The 14,986-nt window shown below is 40.0% G+C and carries 18 protein-coding genes; 3 read left to right on the forward strand and 15 right to left on the reverse strand.

Translation table 11 applies throughout. The features are described from left to right. Positions 1–9 precede the first annotated feature (9 nt). From MKY27_RS10345 to MKY27_RS10405, 13 genes are all read right to left on the reverse strand, one after another. Complete coding sequence (locus tag MKY27_RS10345; RefSeq protein ID WP_339194914.1) at positions 10–1,356, reverse strand: sodium-dependent transporter; 1,347 nt, start codon at positions 1,354–1,356, stop codon at positions 10–12. A 149-nt stretch (positions 1,357–1,505) separates the two neighbouring features. Beyond that, positions 1,506–2,366: a tryptophan 2,3-dioxygenase gene (kynA, locus tag MKY27_RS10350; RefSeq protein WP_339171814.1), complete on the reverse strand. Its 861-nt coding sequence runs from the start codon at positions 2,364–2,366 to the stop codon at positions 1,506–1,508. An 11-nt stretch (positions 2,367–2,377) separates the two neighbouring features. After that, positions 2,378–3,637 (reverse strand): kynureninase, encoded by a 1,260-nt coding sequence (gene kynU, locus MKY27_RS10355; RefSeq protein WP_339194916.1) that lies wholly within the window; start codon positions 3,635–3,637, stop codon positions 2,378–2,380. 112 nt (positions 3,638–3,749) lie between these two features. Beyond that, complete coding sequence (locus tag MKY27_RS10360) at positions 3,750–4,631, reverse strand: signal recognition particle (RefSeq protein WP_339194918.1); 882 nt, start codon at positions 4,629–4,631, stop codon at positions 3,750–3,752. Then, the gene (locus MKY27_RS10365) at positions 4,624–5,100 is read right to left on the reverse strand and encodes a sigma-70 family RNA polymerase sigma factor (RefSeq protein ID WP_339171822.1); all 477 of its coding nucleotides are present in this window, start codon (positions 5,098–5,100) and stop codon (positions 4,624–4,626) included. The genes MKY27_RS10360 and MKY27_RS10365 overlap by 8 nt, the downstream gene beginning before the upstream one ends. A gap of 103 nt (positions 5,101–5,203) precedes the next feature. After that, a complete protein-coding gene (locus MKY27_RS10370; protein WP_008404313.1) occupies positions 5,204–5,386 on the reverse strand; it encodes a hypothetical protein in 183 nt (60 codons plus the stop codon). Positions 5,387–5,515: 129 nt separating this feature from the next. Then, entirely contained in the window at positions 5,516–6,301 is a 786-nt protein-coding gene (locus tag MKY27_RS10375; RefSeq protein ID WP_339194921.1) for a response regulator transcription factor, read from the reverse strand. A 54-nt stretch (positions 6,302–6,355) separates the two neighbouring features. Beyond that, complete coding sequence (gene phoU / locus MKY27_RS10380; RefSeq protein ID WP_339171827.1) at positions 6,356–7,009, reverse strand: phosphate signaling complex protein PhoU; 654 nt, start codon at positions 7,007–7,009, stop codon at positions 6,356–6,358. A 15-nt stretch (positions 7,010–7,024) separates the two neighbouring features. Continuing rightward, complete coding sequence (pstB, locus tag MKY27_RS10385; RefSeq protein ID WP_079527680.1) at positions 7,025–7,837, reverse strand: phosphate ABC transporter ATP-binding protein PstB; 813 nt, start codon at positions 7,835–7,837, stop codon at positions 7,025–7,027. A gap of 16 nt (positions 7,838–7,853) precedes the next feature. Then, positions 7,854–8,678 (reverse strand): phosphate ABC transporter permease PstA, encoded by an 825-nt coding sequence (gene pstA / locus MKY27_RS10390; RefSeq protein ID WP_339171828.1) that lies wholly within the window; start codon positions 8,676–8,678, stop codon positions 7,854–7,856. Position 8,679: 1 nt separating this feature from the next. Then, on the reverse strand, positions 8,680–9,594 hold the full coding sequence (gene pstC / locus MKY27_RS10395) for a phosphate ABC transporter permease subunit PstC (RefSeq protein WP_339171829.1): 915 nt from the start codon (positions 9,592–9,594) through the stop codon (positions 8,680–8,682). Positions 9,595–9,615: 21 nt separating this feature from the next. Then, positions 9,616–10,446, reverse strand: coding sequence for a phosphate ABC transporter substrate-binding protein (locus MKY27_RS10400; RefSeq protein WP_339194923.1), 831 nt, complete (start codon positions 10,444–10,446; stop codon positions 9,616–9,618). Positions 10,447–10,863: 417 nt separating this feature from the next. Next, on the reverse strand, positions 10,864–11,820 hold the full coding sequence (locus MKY27_RS10405) for a rhodanese-related sulfurtransferase (protein WP_339194925.1): 957 nt from the start codon (positions 11,818–11,820) through the stop codon (positions 10,864–10,866). Between the two features lie 183 nt (positions 11,821–12,003). Between MKY27_RS10405 and MKY27_RS10410 the strand changes: the two genes are divergently transcribed. After that, the gene (locus MKY27_RS10410; RefSeq protein ID WP_339194928.1) at positions 12,004–12,153 is read left to right on the forward strand and encodes a hypothetical protein; all 150 of its coding nucleotides are present in this window, start codon (positions 12,004–12,006) and stop codon (positions 12,151–12,153) included. Position 12,154: 1 nt separating this feature from the next. Here the strand turns inward: MKY27_RS10410 and MKY27_RS10415 are convergent, their stop codons facing one another. Continuing rightward, positions 12,155–12,517 carry a VOC family protein gene (locus MKY27_RS10415; protein WP_339171837.1) on the reverse strand — a complete coding sequence of 121 codons (363 nt, stop codon included), beginning with the start codon at positions 12,515–12,517 and terminating at the stop codon, positions 12,155–12,157. A gap of 302 nt (positions 12,518–12,819) precedes the next feature. On the opposite strand from MKY27_RS10415, the gene MKY27_RS10420 reads away from it, so the two are divergent. Beyond that, positions 12,820–13,455, forward strand: a complete 636-nt coding sequence (locus tag MKY27_RS10420) for a 2OG-Fe(II) oxygenase (RefSeq protein ID WP_339194930.1) — start codon at positions 12,820–12,822, stop codon at positions 13,453–13,455. Positions 13,456–13,528: 73 nt separating this feature from the next. Continuing rightward, the gene (locus tag MKY27_RS10425) at positions 13,529–14,287 is read left to right on the forward strand and encodes a DUF2071 domain-containing protein (protein ID WP_339199702.1); all 759 of its coding nucleotides are present in this window, start codon (positions 13,529–13,531) and stop codon (positions 14,285–14,287) included. A gap of 67 nt (positions 14,288–14,354) precedes the next feature. On the opposite strand, the gene MKY27_RS10430 is transcribed toward MKY27_RS10425, so the two are convergent. Continuing rightward, entirely contained in the window at positions 14,355–14,978 is a 624-nt protein-coding gene (locus MKY27_RS10430; protein ID WP_339171843.1) for a response regulator SirA, read from the reverse strand. Positions 14,979–14,986 lie beyond the last annotated feature (8 nt).

A 14,986-nucleotide genomic window follows, 5' to 3' on the forward strand; every position in this document is an offset into this window, starting at 1 on the left:
GCTCCACCCCTAATATTGAATGACTAAATATGCTAAGACTACGACAATGACTGTCGGTACAACAAAGGTCATTAAAAAGCGATATGTTTTGTAAAAGCCTTCACCTAGTTTACTTCCTTGCAACAGTTCGCTTTTCACGAGGTTTTTATCCATAATATGCATGATGAAAACCGCGATAAGCAAGTTGCCGACTGGTAAAATAATATTTGACACTACAAAGTCGGTGAAATCAAAAATATTGCGTCCAAAAATTGAAACATCACCTAATGTACTGTACGTTAATGTCGAAGGAATCGATGCGATAAATACAAAGATACCAATGATGACTGTAATTTTTGCGCGGCTGATTTTCCATTTTTCTATAATGGCAGCAACGATAATTTCATACATACTAAACGAAGAAGTTAATGTTGCAAATAAAAACAGAATTAAAAACAGCGCTAAAAACAGTTCACCAAACGGCATTTGTGAAAACGCTGCAGGCAATACCATGAACAATAATGATGGTCCGCTCGCCACTTCCATATCAAAGGCAAAGACAACCGGGAAGATCGCCAGTCCCGCCAAGAACGATACGAAAATGCTCAATCCTACAACAGAACCCGCTGAATTCGGTAAGCTCACATCTTTCTTTAAATAAGAACTATATGTAACTAAACATGAGAATCCAACAGCCAGTGCAAAAAATGATTGCCCTAACGCATATAAAATTGATTCACCGGTAATGTTCGAAAAATCCGGATACAGGAAGAACTTGATTCCTTCCATTGCTCCGTCCAATGTTACGGCTCTTACTACTAAAATAAAGAACATGATAAACAGTAACGGCATCATGAATTTATTTGCTTTTTCAATCCCGTTTTGAACACCAAGCGCAATGATCACAACATTCGCCAATGTAAACAAACCTAAACCGAGTAAAGCAATCCAAGGTGTGCCTGTTACTTGTCCGAAAAATGCTCCTGGATCCACAGTTGGCGCAATAACTTCGCCCACAACCGAAACCCCGCTGTAAACAAAAATCCAGCCGCCGACTACACTGTAAAACGATAATAATAAGAAACAGCCAATAATGCCGAGCTTGCCGATCCAAGCCCATGCCTTCGTATTCGGCGCCAATACTTTATAGGCAGTAACCGCCTCTTTCTGTGTGGCACGCCCGATAATATATTCCGATAAAAGCATTGGCAGCCCGATAATTAATGTCAGCAGCACAAAAATCAGGAAGAATGCGCCGCCTCCACTTTGACCGGCTACATAAGGCATTTTCCATATTGCCCCAAGCCCAATCGCTGCGCCCGCTGACGCTAATACAAATCCTAACTTACTTGACCACTGTCCTTTACTCTTCTCCATCTGTCTCACTCCACTCATCTGTCTAACCTAGCTATCAATTCCGCCCTGCGGAATTGTGTCCAGATTTTTTTGAGTTTACTCAAAAAGTTTCCTTAAAAAATCTGTGACATCTCCCAGAGGTATTATCTTGATTCAGCTGGAATGCTGAATCAAGATAATACTGTCCGCAAATCCCAAAGTTCCGGGAAAAAGCGGTGATCGAGCACTTTTCGCAAATAATTGACCCCTGATGAGCCACCTGTGCCCACTTTAAAGCCAATAATGCGCTCGACCGTTTTCATATGACGGAAACGCCACTGCTGCAAGGAATCTTCAATATCGACAAGCTTTTCACCAAGCTGGTATAAATCCCAGTACGTATCGATATTTTCATAGACGGTTTTCCAAGCGGCGGCAACAGAATCGTCACCACTATATACTACCGAAAAATCACGGTTTAGCAAAGCTTCAGTTATTGGCAATCCTGCTTTTGCCAATGCCTGAATTGCCACATCATAAATACTTGGCGCATCATATGCCTCTTTCAGTACCGCTAAAGTGTCCGGTTCTTTTTCATAGATTTTTAGGATATAAGGCGTTTTATAGCCAAGTGCAAACTCGATCAGGCGATACTGATAGCTTTGGAATCCCGAAGCTTTCCCCAGTTCATCGCGAAACTGCAAATATTCCGCCGGTGTCATCGTTGCCAACACGTCCCATGCCTGAATGATCTGCATTTGGATTTTCGATACACGGGCAAGCATTTTAAATGCAGGCTGCATTTCCCCTTTTTCAATTGCCTGTATTGCACCGCGCATCTCATGAATGATGAGCTTCATCCAAAGTTCACTCACTTGGTGAATAATAATAAACAGCATCTCATCATGATGGTCGGAAAGACGGTTTTGGCTGTTTAAAAGGGGATCCAGGCTCAAATAATCGCTGTACGTCATATCTTCACGGAAATCCGTATGAATTCCCTTTTCATCCTTAAGCTTGTGCTGCAAATCTGAAATTGATCGTTTATCCACTAAACCACCCCTTATGCAATGATGTCGCGTTTATTTTCGTATTTCTCATAAGTTTTGTTTGTGACAATGTCTTTTAAAATCTGCACTGACTGCCATACTTCCTCAAAGGAATTGTATAGCGCAACCGGTGCCAGGCGGATACCGTTCGGGGCACGGAAATCAGGCACAACCCCATATTCTTTTAATGTTTTACAAATTCTTGCCGCCTCGTCATGTACTAAAAACAGATGACCGCCACGTGTGTCATCAATCGGATTACCGAATGTAAACGTATTTGGCATCTCCTGTTCAATACAATCCATCATAAATTGTGTTAAGGCAAGAGACTTTTCACGAACCGCTTCGATGCCTGCCTCTTCAAACAGCGACAGTGCGCCTTCAATCGGTGCCAGGCTCAATATATGGGGTGTACCGATCTGGTAAGCTCCTGCATGCGGTGCAGCAGTTATTGTTACATCTAAATCAAACTGTTTTTCCTTAGCTGAGCCAAACCAGCCGGCCAAACCAGGTGCTGTACCAAAGTGCTTTTCATGAACGAACAATCCTGCAACGGAACCCGGACCACCGTTCAAATGCTTATAATTGCACCAAAAAGCAAAATCCGCGCCGATTTCATGAAGATGATGCGGAACAGAACCGATTGAATGGCATAGATCAAATCCGACCAATATGCCACGTTCATGTGCTGCTTCCGTAATTGCCTGCAGATCCAATACTTGGCCACTGCGGTATAAGACAGCCGGCAGAACCGCAACCGCCACATCCTCGGTCATCGCTTCGATGATGGCTTCTGTCGTAATTGTTTGCCCGTCTTCACTTTTTACGAGCTGCATACTGCTTTCCGGCAAATTGTGCAAAGCAATTTGACTGGCAATTGCATATAAGTCTGACGGGAAATTCAGTTCGTCTGCTAAAATTTTATAGCGTTCCGCAGTCGGTTTGAAAAACGTAGCCAACAGCTGGTGCAAGTTTGTTGTTGTCGAACCCGTCAGCATTACTTCTTCACTATTGGCACCTATTAAAGGAGCGCACATCGCAGATAGCTTCTCCGAGAAATAAAACCAAGGATGCTCCCCATTTGTCCAACCATCGATCCCGTAATCTTTCCACGAGTTAAGCAGTGTATGCACCGACTGTTCTGCACGCTTAGACAGCAAACCGAGCGAATTGCCGTCCAAGTATATTTGTCCCTCTTTTTTATAAAATTCATCTGCATACTTCTGCAGACCATCCAATTCATCGAGTTGTTTTGCTCTTTCCAACGTCGTCATGCTTCCACCCCTTCTAGTAACTTATTAATATCGTACGGGGGATAGCAGCGGTTGTCAAAGTATTCTGTATATAAAAAAAGCTTACCTTTCGTAATAAGGTAAGCTATAGAAATCATCCCCATAATAATCCGTACATTATTATTAAGAAAAATAATTTACTTATTATAAATTGCACCATTCGCCACTTATTCTTTCCGTATTTTGCTTCTAAAAGAATATTTATCAGTGCTGACAACAATAAAAATGCGATCAACTGAAACAAATGGAGTTGAGGAACCGAAACAAACAAAACAAGAATTAAAAAAGTAAAAATCTCCACTACACTTTGCCAATATGTAGAATGTGTCGGTAGATGGCGTTTCGGATCTTCAGGGTCCCTCAGCTTTTTGCTCACCCGATTCATTGCCAAAATCAATAGAATAAAAACTACTACATTAATGATGGAAGAAATTTTACCGTCAGCCGGTTCATGTAATTCGATCATTCCACGCAAAGTTTGATCCTCTAATAGATATCTCTGACCTGTCCCTATCTCCCGGTAATACGTTGCTTCGCTTCCATGGTATTCTTGGAGGCGCATGACCGTGCTATCTTCAAACTCCAATCGATAGCTTTTATCAATAGAGGGTTCTTCTATAATAATGTCGGTTTTCTGTAGCTGTTCCAATAAAGTTTCCACCGCTATTAAGGTTTCTTCACTTTTTACTTTTTTAACACCTGCCTGCAGTGTGGATTTGGGATCCCCTTCCCAATCCATATAATAAACGGCTTGCAATGCACTGCTATCCAAATTCTCAGAAGTCGTTTGCTGATTTTGTGGAAATGTACCGACTAAAAATAGCGTGATGCATGCAATGGCAATCATTACGGCCGGGATTTGCCAATGAAAAGGTTTTGAATTGAGGCGCTGCTGAATTTTATTGAAGTCCTCCTCTTTTTTCTCCGAATCGACTTGAATCTTTTTGAGCTGACTTAATTTTTCTTCTTCAAACATCCTCTTCCCCTCCTAACAGTTCCCGTAATGCTTTTAAACCGCGTGCTGTATTATTTTTCACTTTCACTTCACTGCAGTTTAAGATCATTGCCGTCTCTTTTACCGAATACTCTTCTATGTAGCGCAGCACGATTACTTCACGGTAATTCCATTTAATTTGCTGGAGGGCGTCATACAGTTTTTCATTTTCCGCATTTCGCTCGACAACTACTTCCGGCAAATCTGCCACTGCTACCGGCTCGGTTTTCAACTGAAAAAAACCAATAATCTTTTTTCTTCGAAAATGGTCATATACAAGGTTTCTGGCAATTTTTAATAAATAAGTCCGTTCATGTTCGGTATAATTTTTTTGATAAAAACGGTAAAAAGTTTCTTGCAGTAAATCATGTGTTGATTCTGTATCATTCGTTAAATAGCGTATATATTTATAAACAGCGTCGTAATGCATATCAAAAACTTCGCGTCTCAACCTTACAGCCCCCCTTCTACCTTAAAGACGATCGAGCGATTATTTGGAATCACTTTGACAAAAAAAACCCGGACAAATTTTTTCTTTGCCCAGGTTCTCATCATTACACACCCATTTTACGACGGGTATTGCTCGTTTTCTTTGTTTGTTGGCTTTTCATCTTTTTCGTTGATGTATCACCTTTTAAATTCCCTTTGTTGCCGGCTGCATTGTTTTTCTTCGCTTCCAGCTGTTGCTTCACTAATTCCTGCAGGCTTAATTTCTTTTTTTCATTTTGTTCAGACATATTCAGACCTCCTCATCAATCTACTTTTCTAAGTATAATCCGATGCCGCTGCATTTGTAAAAGAAATGTGTAAATTACAGCATAAAAAAACATTCTGAAACTTTCAATCGCTCCAAAATGTTTTTTCATTTATGAACTGTACGTCACTTCCTGTGATGAAAGATTAAAATAATAGCCTAACCCACTTTTAGTTTTAATCCACTTCGGTGCACTTGGTTCTTCTTCTATCTTTTCACGGAGCCTGCGTATATGTACATCGACTGTACGGCGATCCCCTTTTGTAAAGTCCAGTATATCAATAATTTCTTCACGGGATTTAATAGTGCCCGGCTGTTCCAGCAAATGAAGCAGCAATTTAAACTCGCGCTTTGTCAAAGGAATTTCTACTTCGTCTTTATATACTTTGAACATGATTAAATCAACACGAAACGGACCGATCAGCATTTGGGAAACACGCGCTTGCTGCTGTTGTTCTTTTTCGTAGCGTTTTAAATGAATCCGTAGGCGTGTCAGCATTTCCCGGAAGCCAAACGGTTTACGGATATACTCCGTCGCCCCCATTTCAAGCGCCAAAACAATATCCAACTCATCCGTACGCGCACTGATCATAATAATCGGAAAATCATACTTGAAGCGGACTTGACGGCAAATCTCGATTCCTTCCATATCCGGAAGCATCCAATCAAGCAGCATCGCATCCGGTTCGAATATAGGGATTGCAGCCAATGCCTCTTTACCTGTCCGGACACTGTGGACTTCGTAGCTGTCCTTTACTAAATAAATTTGCAGTAAATTCACTAAATTTTCGTCATCTTCAACGACTAATATCTTTTTCGTCATGAATGATTCCCCGCTTCTCTCATCAATTACGCCTCGGTATAACTGTGTCCAGATCCGTTTTGCGATCTGTGACATGCTCCAGAGGCATTAACTTCTTTCAGCAAGCCATGTGAAAACCCGATGGAAATCTTAGTTTAGATCAAATAGCTGTCCTTTAATAAAGTAAGCTGTTGATTCCGCCATATTGGTAATATGATCCGCAGCTCGTTCAACAAAGCGGTTAATGAATAACAATTGCAATGTTTGCTCGATCTCTTGCGGGCTTTCTTTTAAATACTCCGTTAAAAGTGTATAGTTTTCATGATTATTGCGATCCACAATATCATCAAGTTCCCCTACTTCTTTAGCTAATGCGATATCTGCATCGATAAATGCCTTCATTGATTTTTTCAGCATATCCATCGCGACATTTTTCATTGCAACTAATGATGTTCTTTCTAAAATTGTATCGGCTTTGCTAATGCGAATCGTAGCTTTTGCTGTATTAACCGCAAAGTCGGCAATTCGCTCTATATCAGACGACATTTTAATAACACTGATAATACGGCGCATGTCACGGGCTACCGGCTGCTCTTTCGCCATCAGCCAGATTGCCATTTGATTGATTTCATTTTCAAGATCATCAATGTAGTTATCCTCTTCAATGACATCCAGCGCCAACACCATATCCTGCTCCTGAAGGGCTTTGAATGCCTTTTCCATTGCAGTAACTGTCATGTCGACCATTTCACCCATTTTGTCTTGCAGTTCAAGCATGTTCTTTTCAAAATTTTCGCGAATCATTCCCAAATCCCCCTTTTATCCGAATCGTCCTGTTACGTAATCTTCTGTACGCTCATCTTTAGGCGTTGAAAAAATGACATTTGTATCGTCATATTCGATGACTTCCCCGTTTAAGAAGAATGCCGTCTTATCGCTAATACGTGCTGCTTGTTGCATGTTGTGCGTTACAATCACAATTGTGTAATCTTTTTTCATTTGTGTAATCAGTTCTTCTACTTTCAATGTAGAAATCGGGTCAAGTGCCGAAGTCGGCTCATCCATTAAAATAACGTCCGGCTTCATTGCGATTGCTCGTGCGATACAAATACGTTGCTGCTGACCTCCAGAAAGACCTAATGCTGATGACTTTAGACGATCTTTTACTTCATCCCAGATCGCTGCTCCACGTAAAGACTCTTCCACAATTTCATTCAGGATTTTCTTATTTTTAATTCCCTGCATGCGCGGACCATAGGCTACATTATCATAGATGCTCATTGGGAACAGGTTCGACTTTTGAAAAACCATTCCTACTCTAGTACGCAACTTAATAACGTCACTTGATTCATATACATTTTCACCATCGATATGAATATTCCCAATTACACGTACTCCGTCAATAAGATCGTTCATACGGTTTAATGTACGTAAAAATGTTGATTTACCGCAGCCTGAAGGACCGATTAATGCCGTTACTTCTTTTTCTTTAATATCCAGATTGACATTGAACAACGCTTGTTTTTCACCATAATACAGGTTTAAATCATTTACTTTAATTTTTGTTGGTAAAGCGCCAGTAGAAGTCGTCGTAGATTTGAAAATTGATGCTTCAGAAATAGTCATAGTCATATAGGTTTCGCTCCTTTTAATAGTCCGCTTTGTTTAATTTTTTCGAGATATATGTTGCCGTTAGATTCAGTACTAAAATAATGACGATCAACACAATTCCAATAGCTGCTGCAAGTCCGATATCTCCGGCTTCCTGTGTTACTAAATACGAGTGAACCGTCAAAGTACGGGCAGAAGAGAAAATACTTGATGGCATTGCTGCAACTGTCCCTGCAGTCAGGAAGATTGCCGCCGATTCACCGACAATACGGCCGATCGATAAAATGATCCCCGATAAAATTCCCGGCATGGCACTTGGCAAAATCACTTTAATTAATGTCTGTAATTTTGTCGTTCCTAATGCCAGCGACCCTTCACGATATGTTGCCGGCACTGTTTTCAATGCTTCTTCTGTCGTACGGATGATGACCGGTAATACGATAATCGTTAATGTTAAGGATGCTGCGATAATCGACATCCCCAGCTTTAATATCGCTACGAAGAATACAGCACCGAATAGACCATAAATAATCGACGGAATCCCTGTTAAACTTTCTGTCGCATAACGAATGACGCGTACAAGACGTCCCTGCTTTGCATACTCGTGTAAATAAACAGCTGCCAGAATTCCGATTGGTGTTGCGATTAATAGAGAAATAACAATCGTTAAAATTGTAGTGACAATCATCGGGAAAATCCCGCCGCCACCTGTTGGCGAATAATCACCGAATATGAAATCAAAACTGATATATGAAAAACCTTTATAGAAAATATAGCCAACGATGACAACCAATACGGCTACTGAAACGAATGCGGAACCCCATAGTAAGCCGCGAAACATATTATCTTTAAATTGTCGCATGTTACTGAGCCCCCTTCGCTGTAATACGTGCTAGTACAAAGTTTAAAATCAAGATGAACGAGAATAATACAATCCCTGTTGCAAACAGCATTTCCTGATGTGTTCCTGCTGCATAGCCCATTTCAAGTGCAATATTTGTCGTCAATGGACGCACACTGTCTGTCAGGCTAGTCGGGATGATGAGTGAGTTACCTGCAACTAAAATGACGGCCATCGTTTCACCTAATGCGCGGCCCAATCCAAGAACGATCGCTGCCATAATACCTGACTTTGCGGCCGGTACTACAACTTTAAAGATTGTCCCGATTTGTGAAACTCCTAGAGCAAGTGAACCTTCACGATATGTTTTCGGCACTGCACGAATCGCTGTTTCGGCAACTGTTACAATTGTCGGTAACATCATGATCGCCAGTACTAAAATGACGGCGATTAAACTTTGTCCACGTGCTAATCCGAGATTGTCCTGTAAAAAAGGAACGATAATCGCTAACCCGAATACCCCGTACAATACTGACGGAATACCGGCCAATAGCTGAATTGCCGGTGATACGATTTTAGCTACTGATTTCGGGGCAATTTCCGCCAAAAAGATCGCCGTTAATAATCCGATTGGTACCCCGATGACAAGTGCTCCGATCGTTGCGTAAATGGATGCAACAATCATCGGGAAAATACCGAATTTATCTTCCGATGGGACCCAATCACTGCCAAAAAGGAAGTCGAAGAAGCTATAGCCGCCTGTTACGAAAGGGTTGGCACCTTTATAAAATACGAATCCTACAATTAGCAGCAAGCTCACTACTGATAGAAGCGCACATGCTAAAAATATTTTCGATGATAAGCTTTCCAAAAAGTATTTACGCTTATTGCCTTTGCTTATTTGCTGTTCTACTTCATTTCTGTTTTGTATGTTCACAAATTTGTCCTCCAGCACTGATTATTTCGTTAATGGAATCGCTCCGGCTTCTTCCACAATCTTTTGTCCATCTGCAGTTAAAATGTATTCCATAAACTTTGTCGCTGCTTCCGGTACATTCTCTTTATAAACAAACAGGAATGGACGAGATAATTTATATTTACCTTCCAATACATTGCCCGCTTCTGCTTTTACGCCATTAATGTCCATCGCTGATACCGTTTCATCGATATATTCGAATGAGATGAATCCAATCGCATGCTTGTTCATTGCGACCGTTGTTTTAATATTTCCATTTCCGCTTGCTACGATGGCATTACGTATCAGTTGTCCTGATTCGTAGCCGACAATTTCCTGGAATGCATCACGTGAACCCGATCCGTCTTCGCGTGAAACAACGACGATTTCCATATCCTTACCGCCAATATCTTTCCAGTTTGTGATTTCACCTGTGAAGATTTGTTTCACTTGATCCATCGTTAAATCTTTGACTGGGTTTGATGGATGTGCAACAACTACAATCCCATCATAAGCAATGACCAACTCCTGGATTCCGGAATCGATTTCCTCCTGCTTCAGATCACGTGATGACATCCCGATTTGCGAGACATCATTAATTGCATTTGTAATTCCTGCTGATGAACCGATTTGGTTTATTTCAATTTTTACGTCTTCTGTTTCTTCATATTTTGCTGCTAGCTTCTCTGCTAAAGGCCCAACAGATGTAGAACCTGAAATCGTTACTAAGTCTCCGCCGCCAGATGATGACTCTGCTGAATCTTCATTACTGCAGGCTGCTAATACTACCATTAGAATTGTTAACCCAATGAAGTAACATGTTTTTTTCAACATACTTCACTCCTCCATCAACATGAATGTTTTCTACCTGCTTTAACAATACATTCACAAAATTAATGGCATGTATTAAACTTGTAAACCTTATGTAAATTATGAAGAAATGGTTTTTTTGTTATGTAAAATTGTTCAGTTAAATCTGAAAATTTAAAATAATAGACTGAAATTGTAAATATTTATGAGATTCTTTAACAAGTAAGGGGGATTTTTAATGAGGAAATTAAAAAGAAATTTAGTAGGGAAAAGCAAATTTGTCGATAATATGTTCAAACATTAAAATAAACATGTAATTAAATTAGAAAAGAGACATTTTGCAATGAATATTTAGAAAAATCTGTTTACACTGCCTTTACAAAAGGCTGTTTTGTTTACAAAAAAGAAAAATGCACCTCTATTAAGAGATGCATTTAAACTCTATTTTACTGCCGCTTCCGCTTCTAGTAATTCAATCGCTTGTTGTACTTGTTCTTCCGTTAGGTTATGACGGACGATATAACGATTGCGTTCATGTTTCGTACATTCGATTGTACAGCCACCTAAATGCTTCGCTTCGTTCTCCTCTGATGCAATGATTTGCTCATTGCATTCAGGGTTAGCACAATTAATGTAACGTTCACATGGTGTTCCATCAAAGTGGTCACGTCCAACAATCACATGTTCCACTTGATTGATTGGCACTGTCAAACGCTCATCGAATACGTACATTTGACCATCCCACAGCTGACCTTTAGCAACCGGATCTTTTCCGTATGTTGCAACGCCGCCATGTAATTGACCAACATCACCGAAACCTTCACGCTTCATCCAACCTGAGAATTTTTCACAGCGGATACCGCCTGTGCAATATGTTAATACATTTTTACCTTCAAATAATTCACGGTTTTCACGTACCCATTGCGGTGTATCACGGAAGTTCTTAACTTCTGGACGGATTGCGCCGCGGAAGTGACCGACATCATATTCATATGTGTTACGTACATCTAGTACGACTGTGTTTTCGTCTTGCATTTCTTCCAGGAATTGCTCTGGAGATAAATAGCGGCCTGTTAATTCATGCGGGTTCACATCTTCTTCTAAACCTAAATTTACAAGCTCTGGACGTGGACGTACATGCATTTTTTTGAACGCATGGCCTTCTGCTGGATCGATTTTGAAAACAATCCCTTTGAATAATGGATGTGCTTCCATCATTTCGATATAGCTTTGTGTTTGTTCAATCGTACCGGAAACCGTACCGTTAATCCCTTCACGGGCAACTAAAATACGTCCTTTTAATCCAATTTCCTTACATGCAGCTAAATGCTCTTCTGAAAAAGCAGCTGGATCTTCAATCGTTGTGTAATGATAATACAATAATACTTGATAATTCATTTTTTTCACCTATCATTCAATATATTTGCAGGATATACCTGATAGTTTAAAACTACCTTACAATGATACGTGATTTACACTAAAATTGCCATCATTAATTAGGCGGAGGTTTTTAGAAATAATTAACTATTCTTTTTAATATTAGTATAATAGGTGAAATAATAGGGAAATGGAGGATTTATTATGGGCTTATTGGGCTTTGTTTTACTCGTCATTATTACTTTTACCGCATTAGCAATTGAAAGAATTTTAAAAGACATACGTTCACAGAACAAAGAAATCATTGAGCTCTTTTCCAAAAATGTTGTGGACGAAGATAATCGACTGCAATAAGTTAGAGTTGTTGAATCATCTCTACTCGATTCCCAAAAGGATCTCTAAATTCAAACCGTTCGTAATTTGGAATGGGTACAGAGTCCAAAATCTCAATTTTATTTTCTATCAATACTTTTCGCCAATAGGAGATATCTTCAACTTTGTAGGCCAGATGTGCTTTAGTTGTGTACCGATTAAAGCCTTCTTCTGTCCCTACATGAACTTCCTGGTTCCCTACTTGCAGCCAAAATCCCCCTCTCCCCTGGAGTGCAGAAGGTTTTAATATTTCCTTTAAACCTAATACGCTGCAATAAAACTCTTTCCCTGCTTCCTCAGTCCCTTTAGGAATGGTTATTTGCGCATGGTGTAATCCAATAATCATTTGCTTTTCCTCCTTTACAATTTCTCCTTCCAATATCTTACTTTAAATAATCCATAAATAAAATAACAGGTAAATTATATAAATCGATAACTTTTCCTTATCCGTATTAATTACTATGCAAATACTAGCACTTAGGGATTATCCAAAAAATTATTCTATTATTATTCTATTACTTAAATACCATTAAATTCAATTAAATGGTATTATATGTATTGGAGTAGAAATACATTCTTGTCCTACATAAAAGAGTGAGAGTAATGTTTTTGTACTAACTTATAAGCATTTGCGGAAGGATATAACATATGATTACAGAAGTTTCAATTTTACCTATTCAATCTGTTTATTCAATTGACGATCGTATGATAACTGCAGAGGTTCTACATGAAGAACCACTCATTGTAAAGTTTTCGAATGTTTTAAGTGATGAGGAATGTCAGAATTTAATCGATTGTGCTTCTTCACGTTTGGAAAGATCCAAACTGGCAAAAAAAGAAATTAGTCCGATTCGTACAAGTAGTGGCATGTTTTTTGAGGAAAATGAAAATCCGCTTATTTCAGAACTAGAAATACGGATTAGCAAGTTGATGCATCTTCCGGTTGAACATGCCGAGGGTCTGCAAATTTTGCATTACGAACCGGGCCAGGAATTTAAGGCGCATTTCGATTTTTTCGGTCCAAATCACCCTTCAAGCAGTAATAATCGCATTAGCACGTTAGTAGTCTACTTAAATGATGTAGAAGAAGGAGGCGTGACAACGTTTCCTAATTTGGGTATCGTAACTGTACCTAAGAGAGGTTCAGCAGTTTACTTTGAATATTTCTACAACGACCAGAAATTAAATGAACTTACCCTTCATAGCGGTGAGCCCGTAATTCGAGGCGAAAAATGGGTTGCTACCCAATGGATGCGGAAAAAACAAATCCGCGAACGGTTTTAATTCTTTTCAAAAGGATTTATATAAAATACGATAGATGTGAAGGAAGTGACGAACTATGGTGGAACTCCTAAACATGCAAGAAAATAAATGGGATGACAGTCATCGTCCCTGGCCGCTGCCAAATTACCCTTGGGGGATGAAACAAAGGTGGGGAGATCTTTTATTCGCCCATTACCCGATTCAATATGATGTGTTACGGAAGTTAGTACCGGAAGGACTTGAATTAGATTCCTATGACGGTGTGTGCTGGATCGGGGTCGTTCCGTTTCGCATGTCTGGTGTAAGGCTACGCGGATTGCCACCAGTTCCCGGTACCGATGAATTTCCGGAACTTAATGTGCGTACCTATGTAATGATTGACGGAAAAACGGGGGTATATTTTTTCAGTTTGGATGCGGATAATTGGCCGGCTGTAAAAGGTGCCCGAACATTTTTCCATTTACCGTATCATTACGCCAAGATGGATATTAAAAACTTCGGGGATACTGTGCTGTTTGAAAGCAAAAGACGTGATCAAACAGACATTGTTTTCGCAGCCCGTTATAAACCGGTCTCTGAACCATCTCTTGCGGTAAAAGGGAGCTTTGAAGAATGGATGTCCGAGCGTTACTGTTTCTACACAATAAATGCTTCAGGTGTCCCGGTGCGCTGTGATATTTTGCACCACCCATGGATTTTACAACAAGCAGAAGGTGAAATCACCTTAAATACAATGCTGTCCAAGCAAGGGATTATTGTGGATAATGACCGGCCGATCCTGCATTTCTCCAAAAAAATCGATGTCCGCGCTTGGCCCTTAGTAAGTCCTGCTACCGGCAAATTACATTTTTAGATTAGGTGACTTTTTTTCTATTACAAAAAAACGCAACCCATATTATATGAGTTGCGTTTTCTTTAGTTTATAAACCGCATTTCAGCTGTGCACCACAGTTTGTACATGTGTTGCAGCCGCCCATTTCCTCTACCGTACCTTGACGGCAAACCGGGCATGTATTACCTACTTCCGAACCAATTGTCACGTCTGTATCTGTTAACGGTTTGATTGTATCTACTAACACTACTTGACGTTTCACTTGGTCTTCCGATTGTTTTAATTCTTCAAACTCTAATTGTTCATCTGAATTGGCTTCTTCAGCTTTTAAAGTCAGTACTTGTGTATCACGAGATCCGTCGACATACACTGTACCGCCTTTAGCACCACCACGGTATAGACGCTCATACACTTTTTGTACTTGCTCTACGCCATAGCCTTTTGGGGCATTTACTGTTTTCGAAATCGATGAATCAATCCAGTTTTGAATAATGCATTGAACATCTGCATGTGCTTCCGCAGAAAGCTCCATTGATGATTTGAACCAGTCCGGTAAGTTATTTTCATCCACATCCGGGTTCGCATCTAAATACTCTTTTACAATTTCAGCTTTCACTTCAATAAACTTCCCTAGACGACCTGAACGGTAGTATGTGAAGCTGAAGTAAGGTTCAAGCCCTGTTGCAACTCCGACCATTGTACCTGTACTCACTTTTGTTA

Origin of the sequence: Solibacillus sp. FSL R5-0449, assembly GCF_037975215.1 — a bacterium.
Classification (GTDB): Bacteria; Bacillota; Bacilli; order Bacillales_A; family Planococcaceae; genus Solibacillus.

Coding starts and splice junctions, on each gene's coding strand:
- MKY27_RS10345 (WP_339194914.1), bottom strand. CDS start 1,356: ATGGAGAAGAGTAAAGGACAGTGGTCAAGTAAGTTAGGATTTGTATTA.
- kynU (WP_339194916.1), bottom strand. CDS start 3,637: ATGACGACGTTGGAAAGAGCAAAACAACTCGATGAATTGGATGGTCTG.
- MKY27_RS10360 (WP_339194918.1), bottom strand. CDS start 4,631: ATGTTTGAAGAAGAAAAATTAAGTCAGCTCAAAAAGATTCAAGTCGAT.
- MKY27_RS10370 (WP_008404313.1), bottom strand. CDS start 5,386: ATGTCTGAACAAAATGAAAAAAAGAAATTAAGCCTGCAGGAATTAGTG.
- MKY27_RS10375 (WP_339194921.1), bottom strand. CDS start 6,301: ATGTCACAGATCGCAAAACGGATCTGGACACAGTTATACCGAGGCGTA.
- phoU (WP_339171827.1), bottom strand. CDS start 7,009: ATGATTCGCGAAAATTTTGAAAAGAACATGCTTGAACTGCAAGACAAA.
- pstB (WP_079527680.1), bottom strand. CDS start 7,837: ATGACTATGACTATTTCTGAAGCATCAATTTTCAAATCTACGACGACT.
- pstA (WP_339171828.1), bottom strand. CDS start 8,678: ATGCGACAATTTAAAGATAATATGTTTCGCGGCTTACTATGGGGTTCC.
- MKY27_RS10400 (WP_339194923.1), bottom strand. CDS start 10,446: ATGTTGAAAAAAACATGTTACTTCATTGGGTTAACAATTCTAATGGTA.
- MKY27_RS10405 (WP_339194925.1), bottom strand. CDS start 11,820: ATGAATTATCAAGTATTATTGTATTATCATTACACAACGATTGAAGAT.
- MKY27_RS10410 (WP_339194928.1), top strand. CDS start 12,004: ATGGGCTTATTGGGCTTTGTTTTACTCGTCATTATTACTTTTACCGCA.
- MKY27_RS10415 (WP_339171837.1), bottom strand. CDS start 12,517: ATGATTATTGGATTACACCATGCGCAAATAACCATTCCTAAAGGGACT.
- MKY27_RS10420 (WP_339194930.1), top strand. CDS start 12,820: ATGATTACAGAAGTTTCAATTTTACCTATTCAATCTGTTTATTCAATT.
- MKY27_RS10425 (WP_339199702.1), top strand. CDS start 13,529: ATGCAAGAAAATAAATGGGATGACAGTCATCGTCCCTGGCCGCTGCCA.